Origin of the sequence: Pedobacter sp. N36a (assembly GCF_014472395.1) — a bacterium.
In the GTDB taxonomy this organism is placed as follows: Bacteria; Bacteroidota; Bacteroidia; order Sphingobacteriales; family Sphingobacteriaceae; genus Pedobacter.
Genome location: NZ_JACSZW010000002.1, coordinates 313,413 through 331,978 on the forward strand (window position 1 = coordinate 313,413; position 18,566 = coordinate 331,978).

Consider the following 18,566-nt stretch of genomic DNA (forward strand, 5'->3'; position numbering starts at 1 on the left):
ATCTAGCCGAGTTTATTTGATGAAATTACTATTAATTGAGGATGAGCAATCGCTCCGCGAAAGTATATTTACCTATTTTAGCGCAGAGGATAACATCTGTGAATTGGCCGTTGATTTCCAATCTGCAATGGAGAAAATTAGCCTTTACCCATATGATTGCATCCTGTGAGACCTTACTTTACCCGATGGTGAGGGGATGGAAATTCTGCGTGCACTAAAAAAAATGAATAAGAAAGATGAAGTGTTGATCATTTCCGCCAGGCACTCATTGGATGATTTCTAGATCAGATGAAAGTTTTCATGAAATGATGACACCATTAGCAGTGATCAATTCGAATCTGGATACATTACTGCAAACCGCAGGTTTTAGTGATCAGCAAGGAGAATTGATCGAAGATATTTACTTCGCAGTTGGCCGGCTATCCCGCTTGAATCACTCTTTACTGCTACTGGCTAAAATTGAAAACAATATAATCAAAAATGAAGAGCAAATTTCTCTTAGACCTTTCATCGAGCGAAAACTGAGACAGTTTCAGGAATTGCTGCAATCTGCAGAGATTGAAGTTAGCATAGACTTAAAGGATAAAGAGTTGCTAATGAGTAAGTATCTTGCTGATATTTTGCTGAACAATTTGATTAGTAATGCTATACGACATAACGTGAAGCCTGGAAGAATTGAGGTTTTACTGACAGTCAGCCAGTTAATCTTTAAAAATACCGGAATAGCCATGTCATTAGATGGAACTAGAACTTTTGAACGCTTCAATAAAACAACTAGTTCTGAAGGGATGGGTTTAGGCCTAGCGATATCCAGACAAATATGTCAGCAATATGGATTTACAATAACCTATACCTATGCAGATCATCTGCATGTTTTTTCCGTTGTTTTTTAGAATTTAATTGCAGCTCAGCAAGATCGATCCGATATTTTGGTCAGAAGGTGTAAAAACGCAATCGTTATCGTAAATATTTAAGACCATTCGCCGGTATACAAGGCTAAATTTCCTTAACATTGGTTGAAGTATTTAACCTATATAATCATAAACTATGAAGGGCAAAGATCTGTTTTCGTTAGAAAACAAGGTGATTGTAATTACCGGAGCCACCGGTGTATTAGGCGAGTCATTTGCACTGGCTGTTGCTGCTGCAGGGGCCAAAGTTGCAATTTTAGGCAGGAACGAAGAGAAGGCAAATGAACGCGTCAAAGCGATCACTATAATTGGTGGTGAGGCCATGGCTGTTATCACAGATGTGCTGGATGAAAAAGCATTGATTGCAGCAAGAACACAGATCTTAAATGCCTGGGGAACCATCGATGGGTTGGTAAATGCTGCTGGAGGTAATATTCCAGGCGCAACCATCGGTCCAGATCAGAATATATTTGACATTAATATCGCAGATACTCAGAAAGCTGTAGAACTTAACCTTTTTGGTACCATATTACCTACACACATATTCGGTCGGGTAATCGCCGAAAAAGGAAAAGGGTCAATTGTCAATATTTCTTCCCTGGCTGCACAGCGTCCGTTAACCAGAGTTTTGGGCTACACCTTAGGGAAAAATGCAATAGAAGGCTATACAAAATGGATGGCAGTAGAGTTGGCACAGCGTTACGGCGACAGGGTTAGAGTTAATGCGCTTGCACCAGGTGTATTTTTGACCGAGCAAAACCGTTCATTGCTGACCAATCCAGATGGATCTTACACAGATCGCGCACAACGCTTTGTAAATCATACTCCTTTTGGTAGATTAGGGAAACCCGAAGAATTGAATGGAACATTGATCTATTTATTGAGTGACGCTTCGTCTTTTGTAAATGGAGAAACAATATTAGTAGATGGTGGATTTAATGCCTATAGCGGCGTATAAAATTATGGATAAAAGGAATCATAAATTATTACAAACATGGCGCTGGTATGGGCCATCAGATCCGGTGAGCCTATCAGATGTAAAACAAGCAGGTGCCACAGGAATCGTTACCGCTTTACATCACATTCCTCATGGGGAAGTATGGCCGGTGGCAGATATTTTGGAAAGAAAGTCAATCATTGAAGCCTCTGGATTACACTGGGCAGTTGTAGAAAGTGTACCTGTTCATGAGTCGATCAAAACCAGACGTAATGATGCAGCTGTATACCTGGATAATTACAATCAAAGTTTAAAAAATCTAGCTTCTTGTGGGATTAATACTGTTTGTTATAATTTCATGCCGGTATTGGACTGGACACGCACACAATTAGATCTGACGATGACTGACGGATCAAAAGCGCTTTATTTCAACTGGACAGACTTAGCTGTTTTTGATCTTTTCATTTTAAAAAGAGAAGGAGCCGCTGCAGATTATCCTGAGAAAATTAGAGAAAGCGCTAAATTGAGGCATTCGGAAATGACTGCTGCAGAACTTGATTTGCTTAGGATCAATGTGTTAATGGGGATTCCTAATGAGAAAGAGATCGAGCTGGAAGTTTTGCGCAACAGTATAAATGAATATAAAGAGATCGGAACTTCTGGTCTGAAAGAAAACCTCATCTGGTTCCTAAACGGAATTTCTGATGTATGTGAGTCGGAAGGAATTAAAATGACCATTCATCCTGATGATCCTCCATATCCGATTTTGGGCCTTCCACGTATTGCCAGTACGAAGGAAGATTTACTTTATATTATTAATAGTGTCAATCTGGACTTTAATGGTATTTGTTTTTGTACAGGTTCATTGGGTGCTGGCTTAAATAACAATCTTACGGAGATCTTTGAAGCAGTAAAATCAAGGGTTAACTTTTTACACCTTAGAAATGTAACAAAGGATGAGGAAGGTAATTTCTACGAAGCAGATCATTTGGGTGGTGATGTAAATATGTATGAGGTGATGAAGGCTATTGTGGCGGAAAATGTCTCCAGAGCACTGCCAATTCCTTTCCGGCCTGACCATGGTCACCAGATGCTAGATGACCTTGCCAAGCATACAAATCCGGGTTATTCCGCAATAGGCCGGTTACGTGGACTGGCAGAATTACGCGGATTGGAGCTAGGAATTAGTGGGAACTACTAGTTTTTTGAGTAGAAGCCCTGAACATGATTTGAGTATCCATTTTTATGGTTTCGAAATCTACTTCCTGCTGCTTTCCTTCAATTAACGAGATTAGCTTTTCGGCAGCAAGTTGTCCGATTTCAAAGGCTGGCTGATGTATGGTACTCAAAGTAGGGTTCATTGCATCTGCCAGTTCTGTGTTGGTAAAACCAATCAATGCCAGATCTTTAGGTATGCTATAACCTAGCTTATTTAATAAAGAAAGGCAGCGGGTGGTAATCTGGTCTGTTGCAGTAAAAATAGCGTCTGGCGGTTCGGGTAAGGCCATATAATACCGAATTGCTTCTTCCAGATCTTTATTTAATTTATGGGTATCCGTATAATCACAAGAACGGAGGTAAGCAGGATTGAAGGTAATCTTTAGATCCGAAAGCGCTTGTTCATAACCGTTTAGTCGATCCGTGGAGATGCTTAATTTTGTGTTGGTAGTCAGGTGAGCAATGCGAGTAAAACCATTGTTTATCAGATGCGAAGTCGCATCATATGCCCCTTTAAAATTATCAGCCCCCACTTTATGAGTATTGATTTGGTCAGTTAGCCGGTCAAACAAGACCATAGGCAGTCCGGATTCCTGCAGGTTCTGTAGATAGCTGAAGTCGGTGGTTTCACAAGCGGGGGAGATCAGCAAGCCGTCAATACCGCCTGAATATAGCAGGTCTATGCAGGCGATTTCTTGTTTTTGTGATTCCTTACTTTGCATGATGATGATCTGGTAGGACTTTTCTGTGCTAATTTTATAGATACCATCTAACATCTGCGCCACAAAATTGTTGTCTAATGAACATACCACGACACCAATTGAACGGCTCTTTCCTTGCTTTAAGCCTTTAGCCATACGATTCGGTACATAATGATGCTCTGTTGCATAGGCAATCACCTTCTTTTTTGTCTCTTCACCAATTTCATAGCTGTCATTTAAAGCCTTTGAAATTGTAGAGGTAGACAAGTTGAGGGCCTTTGCAATATCCTTCAATGTGATACTGTTGTTCATACCAGTTTTATATTTAGGGGCTAAAATGCAATTATTAGGGGAGATAGAAGGAATCTTTTTTTATTTATCCAAGCTCAGGGGCATTATTTTGTAAGGTATTTGTGATCTCTTTTGTTTTCAGTGGATCTTTGATATCTTTAGGAAAAGAAGCTTCCCATTCCAAACAAATGAAAATAACACTCGGTTTAATTACAGTAGTCTTATTTTTGGGTTCCCAGAAAAATGATGATCTGAAAACTGAAGATTCGAATGCTAAAAATCAGCAGTTTGCTGAACAGCAAATTGTGGCCCAGAAAAAGGTAGTCATCGGTTATGTCGGCGGTTTCAGAGGGCTGTTGAATCCAGATAAGATCTCTCCGGAAAAGCTTACTCATATCAATTATGCTTTTGTCGATGTTCAGGGAAACCGGGCTTTTCTGACTAATGAAAAAACGGACACTGTAAATTTTAGAAAATTGTTATTGCTAAAAAAGAAAAACCCTGCGCTTAAAATTTTGATTTCAATTGGAGGATGGGCATGGAGTAAAAACTTTTCAGATGCGATGTTAATGGATACTTCCAGAGCTGCTTTTGCGACTAGTGCTGTAAATATCATTAGGAAATATAATTTGGATGGGGTAGATATTGATTGGGAATATCCAGGACGTCCAGGGGAGGTTGGCCATATTTATCGTCCGGAAGATGGACGTAATTTCACTCTAATGTTTGAAGCACTCAGGAAGGAATTGGATATTTTGGAAAAGGAAACTGCTCATAACAAATTACTGACAACCGCTGTTGGTGGCTTTTCAGACTTCCTGCTCCATACAGAAATGGATAAAGCTGCCCAATATCTGGATTATGTAAATTTGATGACGTATGATTATTATTCTGGTAAAACCGCAGGACACCACACCAATTTATATCCTTCTGCACTTTATTCATCTGAGCATTCTGCAGATAAGGCAATCAAAGCTTATGTCATGGCAGGTGTACCAATTTCGAAATTAGTTATGGGTATCGCATTTTATGGTAGAAATAGCAAAGTAGAGGTGGGAACGGCAACAGGATTGGGAGCTAATTACGTTAAGGGAGAATTTGGGAGTGGTTATACTCAGATAAAAGATAGTCTGCTTAACAAGAGAGGCTTTAAAGAATTTAAGGATGAAGCCGCAAAAGCCTCCTATTTGTATAATGCAAGTACCCAAACGCTCATCACTTATGACGATGAATGGTCAGTAAGAGAAAAGTGCAAATATGTTATGGACCATCATATGGGAGGGGTTATGTTTTGGGAATATGCCTCAGATCCAAAGGAATACCTGCTAAATGAGGTGGCGAAATCTTTCAAATAAATAAGAATTAAAAAGACATTTATTTCATTTGCTGATCAGGTGATCATGTAATTATCCCAATTATTAATAGTAAATTATATCTTTGGGAAATTATATAATTAATTATGGTTATAGGGAACATGTTTAGGGGAAACGCGCGATACTTTTTGTTAATACTGGTTTTATGTGTTTTTTCCTCCTGTTTTCAGATTATAGAAGAGATTAATATGGCCGCTGATGGTTCTGGTACTGTTAATTTAACCCTTAATTTAAGTGCGAGCAAAACTAAGGTGGCTTCTTTAATGCTGTTAGACAGTGTAAATGGCTATAAGGTTCCAAGCAAGCAGCAGATTCAGAAAGAAATGGAGGAGGCCGTTGCTTATCTGAGAAAATCTCATGGGATTAGCAATGTTAAAAAAACTATGGATTTTGAGAATTACATCGCTACGGTCAGCTTTGCTTTCAAAAACGTCTCAAACATCAATCATGTCAACCAAAACGTATTGAAGAAGTTAAAAATCAGAGCTATCAACAATTCTTCTTATAGCTTTAGTCCGGAAACCGGGATTTTTCAACGTAAATACTTGCCTGCAAAAGAAGCTTTGGTGGAATATAATAAACTGAAACCGGAGGTTAAAAATGTATTTAAAGAAGCGAGCTATACGAGTATTTATCGCTTTGAAAGACCAGTTGCTGTAAATACAAATCCTTTATCGAAAATATCAAAAACGAAGAAAGCGGTCATGCTAAACGCGGGTATCATGGGATTGATTAATGGGAAAACCAATATTTCTAATCAAATTACACTTGCAAAGTAACTATCTTTTATATCTACTATCTATTTAAAACACCTATACAAAACATGAATTATTATTTTAAATCTGCAATTGCTGGATCATTTTTATTGGGCACGCTTGCAGTAAATGCCCAGGATCTTTCCCGTAAAATCCCCGCAGATGCGTTAGCGGTTGCTACTATCAAAGGTGGAAATTTAACACAGTTGATGTCTGTAACTGAATTAAATCAAAGTTTTTTTGGGAAAAAGCTAATGGAAGAATTAGCTAAAGATCAACAAGCTGATTTTCGAGGAATAGCCGATTTCGGATTTAACCTTTCTTCCGATTTCTATTATTATAATCAAAGCAACGACAGTGTAAGTTATAATTGTTTCCTGCTCCCAGTTAAAGACGCAGCCAAAATTGACCTGTTATTTTCGAAACGAGGAAAGAAGTTTACACTTAAAGACCAAGTAAGATCTTACTTTAATATAGATTCTACAGAGATGGTTCATTGGAATGGCGAGATGTTATTTTCTGTAATTCCTACTGAAAAAACAGCTTATTTCAACCGTCCGGAAGTTAGAGAGCGATTTGGTTTATCAAAAATTGATGAAGTTAGCTTGTATCCAGCTACTGCTGATTCTACGGTGGTCATGGATGCTGCAACTGCAACCGCAGCTGTGGAGGAGCAAGAGGAAATCGTAACTCCGGAACCAGTCAAGAAAAAACATTCTATTCCGGCTAAGAATCGCTCAAAAAAGTCCAAGCTTAAAGGAAAAAAAACCGCGGCAAAAAACTATAAGAAGAAGCCAATACGAAAGAAAGTCGTAGCAGAGCAGGAAGAAACAGAGGAAATGGGCGCAGCAATCGATATGGTTGCCGTTGATTCTGCTTATACTGAAAATGATGGTGTAGAGGATAATTCTTTCTTTTATGATATCAAATTGAAAAAAGGGGTACTTGCGAAATGGACAGCAAAAATGAGCGATGATTTTTTTGCAGGTAAGAGTCAGGGTTCAATTTTAAGCAATGCAGATTTTACTAAAAGTGTAGACCATAATGCTGAAGTTACCATCTGGATTTCTGGAGTAGAGAAGCTGAGTAATGCTTATTTGCCTTTAGATTATTTTAAAGGAGTTAATTTTATGGGTGGTTATGGTACCGCCAATGCTAAATTATTCCTTGAAGATCAGTTGATCAAGATGAGTTCTGCGATGACATTTAATGATGATATGGGTAGCGTTTTGAGAAAAGTGCATCAAAGAAAGTTGAACAAGAAATTTTTGAAATATGTAAATGAAGATCAAATGATCGGGTATATGGCTTATGCTATGGATACTAAAGCCTATTTGCAAGAATATCCTAAATTGATTTCTAAAATTTACGGCTCAGTGTATGCTGATGAAATTGGGATGGCTACCGACTTATTTTCTTTATTGCTGGATGAAGAAGCAATAGGGAAAGTAATCAAAGGAGATGGTATTTTCATTTTCAATGGCTTGTCGCAAAAAGAGGTTTCTTATAAGTCTTATGACTATAATGAAGATAACTTTGAGACGACAGAGGTGATGAAAACAAAGAAAGAAACTTTGCCTGACTTCCTGATGATGATTTCTACAGAAGATACACGTTTGATAGACAAATTGATCGCTTATGGCGTGAAAAAAGAATTGGTAAAAAATAACAATAGCTACTACGAGATTTCTATTCCTAAAAGTCCGATGGCATTGTATTTTACGATCAAAGATGGGGTGATTTTTTTGAGCACGAACGGACAGGAGATGCAGCAGATTGTGAACAATACTTTTATCGCAAAACTGAATGCTAAGCATAAAAAGGCATTATTGGGTAATAATTACGCCGCCTATTTCAGTCCTAAAAAGCTAGCAGGTAAAATACCTGCCGAAGAATTGGGCAAATTAGCAAAAGTGGAGAAGACCAATAAAACACTAAATGCAATGGGTGATATTTATATCAGATCTTTTCCTATGAAAGGGAATACGTTTTCTGCAGAAGTTAGTATGGATCTTCCTGCCGGTCATAAAAATGCTTTGAAATACCTGTTCTCGATTAGTGAGGATCTTCAAAAATAACCGCATACGAATGAAATTGACATTAAAAATATCAGCAACAATACTTCTATTGTTGCTGATTTCTGTTTTTGGATATTTGCAATTTCGGGAATCCCGTTCTTATCAGCTGCAAGTGGCTAAAGACGCTAGTATGGTTTATAAGTTAAGTGTGGATGGTTTATTAAAAACCATGGCTGCAGATTTTGTTGGAAATCCAAGTTACTATTTGAAAGGTAATGAAAAAGTAAACGTCAGACCTGACTTTTCTTTACCGGCTAATATATTTGCTTATTCACTGAAAAAAATGGCCCCGAGCACTCTTTTTTCTAGGGTAGCCTTATCTGATACGACTGGATTATCCGCTTATTTAAAGCGGACTTTAAAGATTAAAGATTTTACTGTTAGCGCTTCAAAAGATCAAATGATTAGTTCAAATGCAGCAGGTAGAACTGTAGGTACTTCTTCAGATCGTAAATTAACGGTTTTATATAATGGAGAAGTCTTGGCCATTGCGTTTTCTTTTGAAAGAGAAGCAGTATTAGAAGAGTTGAATAACATTCTTGATCAGAAAGATAGGATGGTAGACACAGCTACAATAATGCTTGCTTTGAAAAAAGCAAAGGGTCATCTGAGCTGGACGGCCACAGGATATGGGGGCGAGATTAACTTCAAAGATGGGCGAGCGGAAATTAAAGGTAGCTTCCCCATAGAAGGATTGGTTGTCCCTGATCAGCCATCCTGCAGCGTTCAATTTGCCGAGAGTGCCCTCGTCAAAGTTTGGGTAAATGCAAGTCTCCAAACAGCTCAGTTACCGAAATCGCTGACTATAAATGAAATTACTCTTTCAGCTGATACATTGTTGAAATCATACCTGGGGTTTTCAGCATTCGAAATGGGGCCTGCTGTTACACAAAGGGATTCGATTATAACTTATGAATATAATGATGATTTTGAAAAAGTGGCAACCGTTCAACTGAAAACGGTAACCGTGCCCTATTTAAAGTTAAGCATGGCAGCTAGGACTAGGGATTTACAAGGTTACCTTGAAGAAAGTCAAATCATCGGTACCTTTGATAGGCAGGTTCAAGCTAATTCAGTGAAAACGGAGGATCTATTGAATAAGGATTTATTTCCTCTATATCAGGTATTCAGTAAACAACAAGAGAATACTTGGCAGTTGAGTACGCTAAAAAATGATCCAATAAAAGTTGTGTCAGGGAGGAATGCAGCGTTTTTTTCTGCAACAGTTGATTTTAGTGGCATTAAAACGCAGAACCTGTTCCCACTATTAAATGATTGGATTAAGCATTATACCCATTTAAAAATTACGGCGTCCAAGCTGGACGATAAGACGGCCAGATTAACTGGAAAGCTAGAGTTTCAAGACCAAAACATCAATGCTTTTACACAGTTGTTTCGCTAAAATTTTCCTCATTATTTAAGGGGATTATTCAATTGTCTAAAAAACAGGCTTTTAATCTATATTAAATCCTGTTTTTTAGTATTTGACAAATTAATGATGCGATTATCAAGACATCTATTTACATTTGCTTAACAGTGTTAAATTATTTACACTATTTTATTTTCTAAAACATGGGCAGTAAAGAACGCATACAACGATTAAAAGAGGATACAAGACTCAATATATTGGATGCTGCGCTAGAAATCGTGAAAGAAGATGGCTGGCAATCGCTCAGCATGAGAAAGATTGCTGATAAAATTGAGTATACCGCACCTATTATTTATGAGTATTTCACTAATAAAGAGGGGATTTTACTGGAATTAACCAGAAAAGGATATGTGATTCTATTGCAGGAATTGAAAGCAGCGAAGGCGCAACACGAATTACCACAGGACCAATTAGAAGGCATGTGGATGGCCTATTGGGACTTTGCTTTTAAATACAAAGAGTTGTATCAATTGATGTATGGTGTAGACATGAGCTGCTGCGAGGTAATGAAAGCCTTTCCAGAAGCAGAAGCTACTACAAATATCATTTGTGACACCATAAAAGAACTCATGGTTGCTGATCCAGTAGATGATGATTTAGTTTGTAGGAAATACTTCACTTTTTGGTCTGTAGTTCATGGATTAATTTCTATTAACTTTGTACGTAAAGGAACAGATAATATGACAAATCAACACATCCTTAGAGATGCACTCAAGGGAATTATAAAATATGTTAACGATTAAAGTCTCGGTTCAAAAATTAATATTCAAATGGTACGAGGCTGTTAGAGGCCTTCCTATTAAAAGGATTTAAATAATAGACATCCTATTTAAAAAACCTTTAGATAAAAAAACGGATTTAATTTAATCCGTTTTTTTATCTAAAGGTACTTAACACTGTTAAATTACTTAAACCTGTTATTTGCCTTTCAAAAAGGGCATTGTGGGACAATTGAATAAAATTATTAATGGATTAACGCTGTTAAATCACTTAAGTCTGTTAGTTGAAATCTAAATTAAATATATCATGCAAAATAACCCTCCATCTATTAGCAATCCCGGATCCAGCGATTGGTCCCCAATTAATAAACCTTTTAACAACATTATGAAATCTATACTTTTACTCTCAACAGCGGCATTTTTATTCGGATGTGCCGCTGAGCCAGCAACGGAAATTGCTGCTCCAGCACCTTCATTACCAGTGGTTTCTATCAGCCAATCTGCGGAAACCACTTACTCGGAGTACCCAGCATCCTTACAAGGTGTGGTAGATCTTGAAATTCGTCCTCAGGTAGGAGGAGCATTGGAGCAGATTTATGTAAATGAAGGCGCTCTGGTTCATGCTGGACAACCTTTATTTAAAATCAATGCACTTCCATTTTTAGAACAGTTAAACAATGCTAAAGCAAATCAACGTGCAGCAGCAGCAGCAGTATTAAATACGCAGTTAGAAATTGATAAGCTGATACCTTTGGTACAAAATAAAGTAGTTTCTGATTTTCAATTGAGAACCGCTAAAACTGCCCATCAAATTGCACTGGCAAACGTTGCACAGGCAAAAGCCAGTGTTGGAACTGCACAAATTAATATGGGATACACTTTGATTAAAGCTCCAGTTAGTGGTTACATTGGTCGTTTGCCTAAAAAGCAAGGAAGTTTAGTTTCGCCAACAGACCCACTGCCTTTAACTAATTTGTCGGATGTGCATGAAATACGTGTTTATTTTTCTTTAGGTGAAGCTGATTTTATGAACTTTAAAGCGAAATTTCCATCGGCCGCTGCCAATGGAAACCTTAAAAATCTAGCTCCGGTATCGTTGATTTTATCGGATAACACAGTTTATGCTCAGCAAGGTAAAATCGATATGGTTGACGGGCAGTTTGATAAAAACACAGGCTCTATTACGCTGAGGGCTAGCTTTCCTAATGCATCTGGACTATTGAGATCTGGGAATACCGGAAAAGTAAGGTTGAGTCTGGAACACAACGATGCCATGTTAGTTCCACAATCTGCGACGGTAGAAGTGCAGGATAAAGTGTTCGTTTATACAGTTGATCAGCACAACAAAGTGGCCAAACAACCGATTAAAGTGGTTGGAACCAGTGGCACGAATTACCTCATTAAAGAAGGATTGAAATCAGGCGACCGTATTGTTTCTAAAGGATTTGAAATCCTGAAAGATGGAGACGCGATTGTTCCTGAAGCATCTAATGAAAAAACACCAAAAATTGCCGCTAACTAACAATAGTCATGTTTAAGATATTCATACAAAGACCGGTCCTAGCCACAGTAATCTCGATTCTATTAGTGATTTTCGGGCTACTTGGACTTTCAAAATTACCACTACAACAGTTCCCTGATATTGCACCGCCCGCGGTTCAGGTAACCGCCCTATATCCGGGGGCAAATGCGGAGACTGTATTGAGAGCTGTCGCACCATCATTGGAAGAGTCGATCAATGGAGTAGAAGGCATGAGTTACCTGAGTTCTACCGCTAGTAATGATGGATCATTAGTGATTACTGTTTACTTTAAATTGGGAACAAATCCAGATCAGGCCGCAGTAAATGTGCAGAACAGGGTGGCTCAAGCAACTAGTCAGCTTCCTACAGAGGTTGTTCAGGCGGGTGTTTCTACCGCTAAGCAACAGAACAGTTTGATCATGGTTCTCGATATGTATACTGACAATGAAACTGAGTACGATCAGACCTTCTTGGCCAATTATGCTCAGATCAACCTGATTCCAGAAATCAAAAGGATTCCTGGTGTAGGTTCTGCCAGTATTTTCGGTGGAAATAAAGATTACTCGATGCGTATTTGGTTGAATCCTTCACAAATGGCGAGTTACAACCTGATGCCGAATGAAGTGATGGCTGCCATCCAGAATAAAAACGTAGAAGCTGCTCCGGGGAAATTTGGAGAAAGCAGCAAAAATGCATTTGAATACGTTATTAAGTATAAAGGAAAGCTGAATCAGCCAAAAGATTATGAGAATATGGTGATCCGTTCTAATGCGGACGGTTCTATTTTGAGGCTGAAAGATGTAGCAAGGGTTGAGTTTGGCGCTTATACCTACGGAAGTTTAACCCGTATTAATGGTAAACCCGGAATTGATGTTGGTATTTTACAATTGGCAGGTTCTAATGCCAATGAAATTCAGATCAAAATTCAGGATTTCATGAAAAAAGCAGAGAGGGATTTTCCAAAAGGAGTGAAATATGATGTGTTGTATAGTACCAAAGTATCTTTAGACCAGTCCATTGATCAGGTAAAACACACGTTGATTGAAGCCTTCATCTTGGTATTCATTGTAGTGTTTATCTTCCTTCAGGATTTCCGTTCGACATTGATTCCTGCTATTGCAGTTCCGGTGGCGATTATTGGGACGTTTTTCTTCATGCAGTTATTCGGTTTCTCGATCAATTTACTGACTTTATTTGCATTAGTATTGGCCATTGGTATTGTTGTGGATGACGCGATTGTAGTTGTAGAGGCAGTTCATGCGAAGATGGAACAACAGCATTTGCCTCCAAAAGAAGCAACAGCCTCAGCGATGCAGGAAATTACAGGTGCCATCATTTCAATTACCTTGGTGATGTCGGCCGTATTTTTACCTGTAGGTTTCATGGAAGGCTCAACAGGCGTGTTTTACAGACAGTTTGCTTTTACCCTGGCTATTGCCATTGTCATTTCAGCAGTAAATGCCCTGACATTAAGTCCAGCTTTATGTGCTTTGTTCTTAAAAGATAACCACTCCAATAAAATAGAAGGAACTAAGCGTACATTTTCAGAACGTTTCTTTTTAGGATTCAACACAGGTTTTAATAGCTTGACTAGTAAATACATTAGGAGTCTTAGGTTCCTTATTCGCTTTAAGTGGATTGGCTTAGTTGGACTTTTGCTGATTACGCTTTCTACCGTATGGATGGTAAAGAAAACGCCAACAGGATTTATTCCTTCTGAAGATCAGGGATTTATTGCTATCGCGTTATCGATGCCAGCAGGCGCTTCTTTAGAGCGTACTACAGAAGCACTTAAATCTGCAGAGAAAATCTTAATGCCATTAGAATCCAACCGCTTGCTGAATGTGCTTTCTGGTTTTAACATTATGACCCAAAGTACCAGCCCTTCGGCAGGTGTAGCCTTCGTATTGTTAAAACCAACAGAAGAACGCGGTAAATTGAAAGACATCAATGATATCATGAATGACATTAGAACCAAATTAGCCAGCGTGAAAGGTGCCAGCTTTTTTGTTTTCACTTTTCCAACGGTTCCAGGTTTCAGTAACGTAGATGGATTAGACTTGGTGTTACAGGATAAAACTGGAGGTAAACTGGATAAATTCAGCGGTATCGGCTATAACTTCATCGGACAATTGATGAAACGTAAGGAGATTGCAGTGGCATTTACCACCTTTAAGGCGGATTATCCCCAGTTAGAATTGAAAATAGATGAGGAGAAAGCGGAACAACTTGGCATCAATGTAAAAGATATCCTGCAAACGATGCAGGCTTATTTTGGTAGTGCACAGGCTTCAGATTTCAATCGCTTTGGTAAATATTATCGTGTAATGGTACAGGCAGATATTGCAGATCGCGCGGATGCTTCAGCAATGGACGCTGTATATGTTAAAAATAAGCAAGGGGAGATGGTACCGATTAATACAGTGGCCACCTTATCCAGGGTATATGGTGCGGAAACAGCATCCCGATATAATTTGTTTAATTCAATTGGTGTAAATGCCATTGCTAAACCTGGTTATAGTTCTGGAGATGCTATTAAAGCAGTGGAAGAAGTGGCGAAAAAACACCTTCCTTCAGGGTATTCATTTGAGTTCTCAGGATTGACAAAAGAAGAAATTTCTTCGGGTGGACAGTCTACTGTCATTTTCATGTTATGTTTGATCTTTGTTTACTTCTTATTAGCTGCTCAATATGAGAGTTATATCCTGCCGTTAGCAGTGGTGCTTTCTATACCAGCAGGCGTATTCGGCGTATTTGTAGCCATTGGGGTTACTGGAATTGAAAACAACATTTACGTGCAGGTAGCCTTGGTCATGCTGATTGGTTTGCTGGCGAAGAATGCGATTCTGATTGTAGAATACGCTGTTCAACGTAGAAAAGCTGGAAAAACATTGGTCTCTGCAGCTTTAGAGGCAGCTAAGTTACGTTTGCGTCCGATCATTATGACTTCGTTGGCATTTATTGTAGGATTGATTCCGATGATGAGTGCTACTGGTCCATCTGCTATGGGTAATCACTCGATCAGTATCGGCGCTGCCGGAGGAATGGTATCTGGAGTAGTACTGGGCTTATTCATCATTCCAGTATTGTTTGTCATCTTCCAGTATTTACAAGAAAAAGTAAGTGGCAAACCTCAATTGGCAGAAGAAATAAAAAATGGTGTAAGTATTAAGCCTGATGCAACAATTATTTATTCTTAAGCCATCTTTAACATCACCAGTTCAGTGGTCGATTAAAACGCTAACTGTAAAAGACAAATCAAAATGAAGACACCAATATATAAACTAACAGCACTGATGCTCCTGGTATTTTTGGGAGGCTGTAAAGTTTCAAAAGACATCATTCTATCCCCTGCAAGCATTCCTGAATCTTTCAGGAATGCGCCTGTAGGCGTTGAAAATAGTATTGCCAAATTAGCTATAAAACAGTTTTTTACAGATGTCACCTTAGGTAGGCTTCTTGATACTGCTTTGTTGAGAAATTATGATTTGCAAATTGCTATGAAAAATATGGATGCTGCTCAATTGTTGTTTAGACAATCGAAATTGGGGAATTTACCCCAATTAAACTTAAACATCACCGCAAATAGCAGCAGACCTTCAGATAACAGTTTAAACGGTCTGAGTGCAGGTCAGTTTCTGAATACCAAACATATCGAAGATTACAATGCAAATCTGGTGCTCAGCTGGGAAGCGGATATCTGGGGAAAGATTGGAAGTCAAAAAAAAGCAGCATTGGCGACTTATTTACAGAGTGCTGAAGCAAGAAAGGCGGTTCAAATGCGTTTGATTGCCAATGTCGCTCAAGGGTATTATCGATTATTGATGCTGGATACACAGATGTCTGTAGCTAAAAGGAATTTAGCCTTAAATGACAGCACGTTAACGATCATTAAAATGCAGTTTGATGCCGGACAAGTGAGTTCTTTGGCCATTCAACAGGCAGAAGCGCAGCAATTGGTCGCTGCGCAATTGATTCCTTCTTTGCAACAGGATATCAGTATTCAGGAAAATGCATTGAGCATTCTGGCAGGTCAGCTTCCTGCGGCAGTTATCCGTCAAGGAAGTCTAGATGAGGTTGTTTTTCCTGCACAATTGTCGGCAGGAATTCCTTCCGCCATATTGGCGCAAAGACCGGATGTACGATCTGCTGAGCTTGCGATGGACCTTGCAAATGCACAGGTTGGTGTAGCGAAAGCAAGTATGTATCCTAATTTGAACATAACGGCAACTGCCGGATTAAATGCTTTTAAGGCAAGTAACTGGTTCAATCTACCTGCTTCATTGTTCGGAATGGTTGTTGGTGGAGTAACTCAACCACTGTTTCAGCGTAAACAGTTGAAAACTCAATTTGAAGTAGCAAAGATAGAAAGGGAAGAAGCCGTATTACAATTCCGACAATCAGTATTGATTGCAGTAGGAGAAGTTTCTGATGAACTTTCTAATATCGAACAGCTTAAACAGCAGCATGCGATTGCCCAGCGGAGGGTAAACACACTAAAAGATGCGGTTAAAAACGCAGGTTTGCTATTTAATAATGGAATGGCAACTTATCTCGAGGTCATTACTGCTCAAAGTAATGCTTTGCAAAGTGAATTGGCACTGGCTAGCATAAAAACTGCCGAACTACATGCTACAGTGGCACTTTATCGTGCATTGGGAGGTGGGTTTTAAGTAATGAAATTGATGAGTATGTAATTTTTATAGCTTCTCATGATAAAAATAATGTTTTAATTATTTAACATTGGCCCTTATTCTTTTTTTTTATAAAGGCTATGTTTTCTAACAGACCCACAGGGTTTACCGAACAGGAATTGCTGGAAGAAGTTGCAGGGGGCAATGAATCCGCGTTTAAACTGCTATATGAAAAGTATGCAGGGAAGGTGTTTACCATGGGCATGAAATATCTTAAATCCCCATTTTTGGCCCAGGATGCTGTCCAGGAGGTTTTTGTGAAGGTTTGGAAGAACCGGCAGCAATTGACTAACCTGAACAGCTTTCCTGCATGGCTAACCATTATCACTAGGAATCAATTGATAAATGACCTTCAGCGTCAAATTCCTATGGAGTCCCTCACCGGGATTCATCCGGATGTAATAGATCATCAACAGCTGAATTCAGGAAATGAAGTCGATTTTCGTGAACTAGAAAAAGTAATTAAACTCGGTATTGACACTTTTTCTCCTCGACAACAACAAATTTATAAGTTGAGCAGGGAAGAGGGACTGAGCCATAAACAAATTGCTGCTCAACTCAATATTTCTTACGATATGGTGAGAGAGCACATGAGCAATGCTCTTAAAAATCTCCGTAAGTTTCTTGAGAATCATTATATCCATTTGCTATTCCTATGGCTGTTTTCGCGGTATAATTAAAAAAATAAAATAACACCCCCACAATATTTCATTTTCACTGTCTATATTATTGTAATGACACCAGAAACATTTAAATCACTTCTAGCAGGTTATCGTTTGGGCACTTTAAGTCCCGAGGAGCAACAGCAGATACAGGTTTTGCTGCATGATCCGGCCTATCGTGAACAACTGGAAAATTTATTTACAGAAGACCTGTCTAGTCCAGATTTTCCGGTGAATGCCGGAAAAGAAACGTTGGACATGGTGTTTGAACAAGTTAAACTACAGACTCAGGAAGCTAAAGTAATCACTTTCAGGCCGGTGCGATGGGTAGCGGCAGCAGTTGCAGTCCTGGCCATAGGAATTGGAGGTTATTACTTGGGCTCTATGCCTAAACCGCATGGCAATGTGATCAGCAGTGTAGGCGAAAAAGGCGAAAATATTCTTCCTGGTCGAAATAAAGCAGTACTGACTTTGTCTGATGGTTCCAAAATTTCATTGGATGATATGGCTAATGGCGAGATCGCCAAAGAGTCAGGTGTAAAGATTACAAAAACTGCTGATGGTAGAATATTATATAGTGTTCGTGAAGGTTTATCACATGTAAAACCAGCTTTTAATACCATTTCAACACCTAATGGCGGACAATATCAGATTGCTCTTCCCGATGGCACTATGGTTTGGCTGAATGCCGCTTCTTCTTTGAAATATCCTTCTTCCTTTACTGGAAAAGACAGATTCGTCACCCTGACCGGGGAAGCATATTTTGAAGTGGCCAAGGATAAAAAGAAACCTTTTAGAGTGAAAACACTACAGCAAGAGGTGGAAGTTTTAGGTACTCACTTCAACATTAATGCTTATGGTGATGAAGAAGTGGTAAAAACAACTTTAATTGAAGGCAGTGTGAAAGTAAAATTACCTTCGGATAAATCGGCTGTGCTAAAACCCGGGGAGCAATCTTCGGTATTGAATGACATTAAGATAAATCAGGTCGATGCAAATTCGGCAATAGACTGGAAACAAGGATTGTTCTGGTTTAATGATGAAAGTATATATAGTATTATGCGACAGTTTTCTAGATGGTATAATATAGAGGTAGAATATAGAGGGAATGTGAGCAATATCCGTTTCGGCGGGCAAGTTTCCCGGATGAAGAATTTATCGCAGGTGCTCAGGATTATGGAACTCACGAAATCCATTCAGTTTAAAGTGGAGGGTAATAAGATCATAGTCATGCCTTATGCGATGTCAACTCAAAACCAGACAAATTAAACAATTA

At 38.8% G+C, this 18,566-nt stretch carries 15 protein-coding genes; 14 read left to right on the plus strand and 1 reads right to left on the minus strand.

Annotated features, from left to right (window positions below; genetic code table 11):
* Positions 1 to 19 precede the first annotated feature (19 nt).
* From H9X96_RS22850 to uxuA, 4 genes are all read left to right on the plus strand, one after another.
* A complete protein-coding gene (locus tag H9X96_RS22850) occupies positions 20 to 169 on the plus strand; it encodes a hypothetical protein (RefSeq protein WP_255431001.1) in 150 nt (49 codons plus the stop codon).
* A gap of 136 nt (positions 170 to 305) precedes the next feature.
* Entirely contained in the window at positions 306 to 893 is a 588-nt protein-coding gene (locus H9X96_RS05095; RefSeq protein ID WP_187665244.1) for a HAMP domain-containing sensor histidine kinase, read from the plus strand.
* Positions 894 to 1,047: 154 nt separating this feature from the next.
* Positions 1,048 to 1,869 (plus strand): SDR family oxidoreductase, encoded by an 822-nt coding sequence (locus tag H9X96_RS05100; protein ID WP_187665245.1) that lies wholly within the window; start codon positions 1,048 to 1,050, stop codon positions 1,867 to 1,869.
* A 4-nt stretch (positions 1,870 to 1,873) separates the two neighbouring features.
* The gene (uxuA, locus tag H9X96_RS05105) at positions 1,874 to 3,049 is read left to right on the plus strand and encodes a mannonate dehydratase (protein WP_187665246.1); all 1,176 of its coding nucleotides are present in this window, start codon (positions 1,874 to 1,876) and stop codon (positions 3,047 to 3,049) included.
* On the opposite strand, the gene H9X96_RS05110 is transcribed toward uxuA, so the two are convergent.
* The gene (locus tag H9X96_RS05110; RefSeq protein WP_187665247.1) at positions 3,033 to 4,079 is read right to left on the minus strand and encodes a LacI family DNA-binding transcriptional regulator; all 1,047 of its coding nucleotides are present in this window, start codon (positions 4,077 to 4,079) and stop codon (positions 3,033 to 3,035) included. The two genes, uxuA and H9X96_RS05110, sit on opposite strands and share 17 nt — an antisense overlap.
* Before the next feature lie 167 nt (positions 4,080 to 4,246).
* Between H9X96_RS05110 and H9X96_RS05115 the strand changes: the two genes are divergently transcribed.
* From H9X96_RS05115 to H9X96_RS05160, 10 genes are all read left to right on the plus strand, one after another.
* On the plus strand, positions 4,247 to 5,413 hold the full coding sequence (locus tag H9X96_RS05115; RefSeq protein ID WP_187665248.1) for a glycoside hydrolase family 18 protein: 1,167 nt from the start codon (positions 4,247 to 4,249) through the stop codon (positions 5,411 to 5,413).
* A 206-nt stretch (positions 5,414 to 5,619) separates the two neighbouring features.
* On the plus strand, positions 5,620 to 6,210 hold the full coding sequence (locus tag H9X96_RS05120; RefSeq protein ID WP_255431002.1) for a hypothetical protein: 591 nt from the start codon (positions 5,620 to 5,622) through the stop codon (positions 6,208 to 6,210).
* A 44-nt stretch (positions 6,211 to 6,254) separates the two neighbouring features.
* Entirely contained in the window at positions 6,255 to 8,264 is a 2,010-nt protein-coding gene (locus H9X96_RS05125) for a hypothetical protein (protein ID WP_187665249.1), read from the plus strand.
* Between the two features lie 10 nt (positions 8,265 to 8,274).
* Positions 8,275 to 9,666 (plus strand): hypothetical protein, encoded by a 1,392-nt coding sequence (locus H9X96_RS05130; RefSeq protein WP_187665250.1) that lies wholly within the window; start codon positions 8,275 to 8,277, stop codon positions 9,664 to 9,666.
* 170 nt (positions 9,667 to 9,836) lie between these two features.
* Positions 9,837 to 10,436, plus strand: coding sequence for a TetR/AcrR family transcriptional regulator (locus H9X96_RS05135; protein WP_187665251.1), 600 nt, complete (start codon positions 9,837 to 9,839; stop codon positions 10,434 to 10,436).
* 361 nt (positions 10,437 to 10,797) lie between these two features.
* Positions 10,798 to 11,934 carry an efflux RND transporter periplasmic adaptor subunit gene (locus H9X96_RS05140; RefSeq protein WP_187665252.1) on the plus strand — a complete coding sequence of 379 codons (1,137 nt, stop codon included), beginning with the start codon at positions 10,798 to 10,800 and terminating at the stop codon, positions 11,932 to 11,934.
* Between the two features lie 8 nt (positions 11,935 to 11,942).
* Entirely contained in the window at positions 11,943 to 15,134 is a 3,192-nt protein-coding gene (locus tag H9X96_RS05145; RefSeq protein WP_187665253.1) for an efflux RND transporter permease subunit, read from the plus strand.
* 63 nt (positions 15,135 to 15,197) lie between these two features.
* Positions 15,198 to 16,607, plus strand: a complete 1,410-nt coding sequence (locus H9X96_RS05150; RefSeq protein ID WP_187665254.1) for a TolC family protein — start codon at positions 15,198 to 15,200, stop codon at positions 16,605 to 16,607.
* Positions 16,608 to 16,708: 101 nt separating this feature from the next.
* Positions 16,709 to 17,308: an RNA polymerase sigma factor gene (locus H9X96_RS05155; RefSeq protein WP_187665255.1), complete on the plus strand. Its 600-nt coding sequence runs from the start codon at positions 16,709 to 16,711 to the stop codon at positions 17,306 to 17,308.
* Positions 17,309 to 17,362: 54 nt separating this feature from the next.
* Positions 17,363 to 18,559, plus strand: a complete 1,197-nt coding sequence (locus H9X96_RS05160; RefSeq protein WP_187665256.1) for a FecR family protein — start codon at positions 17,363 to 17,365, stop codon at positions 18,557 to 18,559.
* Positions 18,560 to 18,566: the final 7 nt, after the last annotated feature.

What these genes read in the sequence shown, in the direction of transcription:
- H9X96_RS05150 (WP_187665254.1), top strand. Translation starts at nt 15,198, where the DNA reads ATGAAGACACCAATATATAAACTAACAGCACTGATGCTCCTGGTATTT.
- H9X96_RS05160 (WP_187665256.1), top strand. Translation starts at nt 17,363, where the DNA reads ATGACACCAGAAACATTTAAATCACTTCTAGCAGGTTATCGTTTGGGC.
- H9X96_RS05100 (WP_187665245.1), top strand. Translation starts at nt 1,048, where the DNA reads ATGAAGGGCAAAGATCTGTTTTCGTTAGAAAACAAGGTGATTGTAATT.
- uxuA (WP_187665246.1), top strand. Translation starts at nt 1,874, where the DNA reads ATGGATAAAAGGAATCATAAATTATTACAAACATGGCGCTGGTATGGG.
- H9X96_RS05110 (WP_187665247.1), bottom strand. Translation starts at nt 4,079, where the DNA reads ATGAACAACAGTATCACATTGAAGGATATTGCAAAGGCCCTCAACTTG.
- H9X96_RS05135 (WP_187665251.1), top strand. Translation starts at nt 9,837, where the DNA reads ATGGGCAGTAAAGAACGCATACAACGATTAAAAGAGGATACAAGACTC.
- H9X96_RS05130 (WP_187665250.1), top strand. Translation starts at nt 8,275, where the DNA reads ATGAAATTGACATTAAAAATATCAGCAACAATACTTCTATTGTTGCTG.
- H9X96_RS05095 (WP_187665244.1), top strand. Translation starts at nt 306, where the DNA reads ATGATGACACCATTAGCAGTGATCAATTCGAATCTGGATACATTACTG.
- H9X96_RS22850 (WP_255431001.1), top strand. Translation starts at nt 20, where the DNA reads ATGAAATTACTATTAATTGAGGATGAGCAATCGCTCCGCGAAAGTATA.
- H9X96_RS05115 (WP_187665248.1), top strand. Translation starts at nt 4,247, where the DNA reads ATGAAAATAACACTCGGTTTAATTACAGTAGTCTTATTTTTGGGTTCC.
- H9X96_RS05140 (WP_187665252.1), top strand. Translation starts at nt 10,798, where the DNA reads ATGAAATCTATACTTTTACTCTCAACAGCGGCATTTTTATTCGGATGT.
- H9X96_RS05155 (WP_187665255.1), top strand. Translation starts at nt 16,709, where the DNA reads ATGTTTTCTAACAGACCCACAGGGTTTACCGAACAGGAATTGCTGGAA.
- H9X96_RS05145 (WP_187665253.1), top strand. Translation starts at nt 11,943, where the DNA reads ATGTTTAAGATATTCATACAAAGACCGGTCCTAGCCACAGTAATCTCG.
- H9X96_RS05125 (WP_187665249.1), top strand. Translation starts at nt 6,255, where the DNA reads ATGAATTATTATTTTAAATCTGCAATTGCTGGATCATTTTTATTGGGC.
- H9X96_RS05120 (WP_255431002.1), top strand. Translation starts at nt 5,620, where the DNA reads ATGGCCGCTGATGGTTCTGGTACTGTTAATTTAACCCTTAATTTAAGT.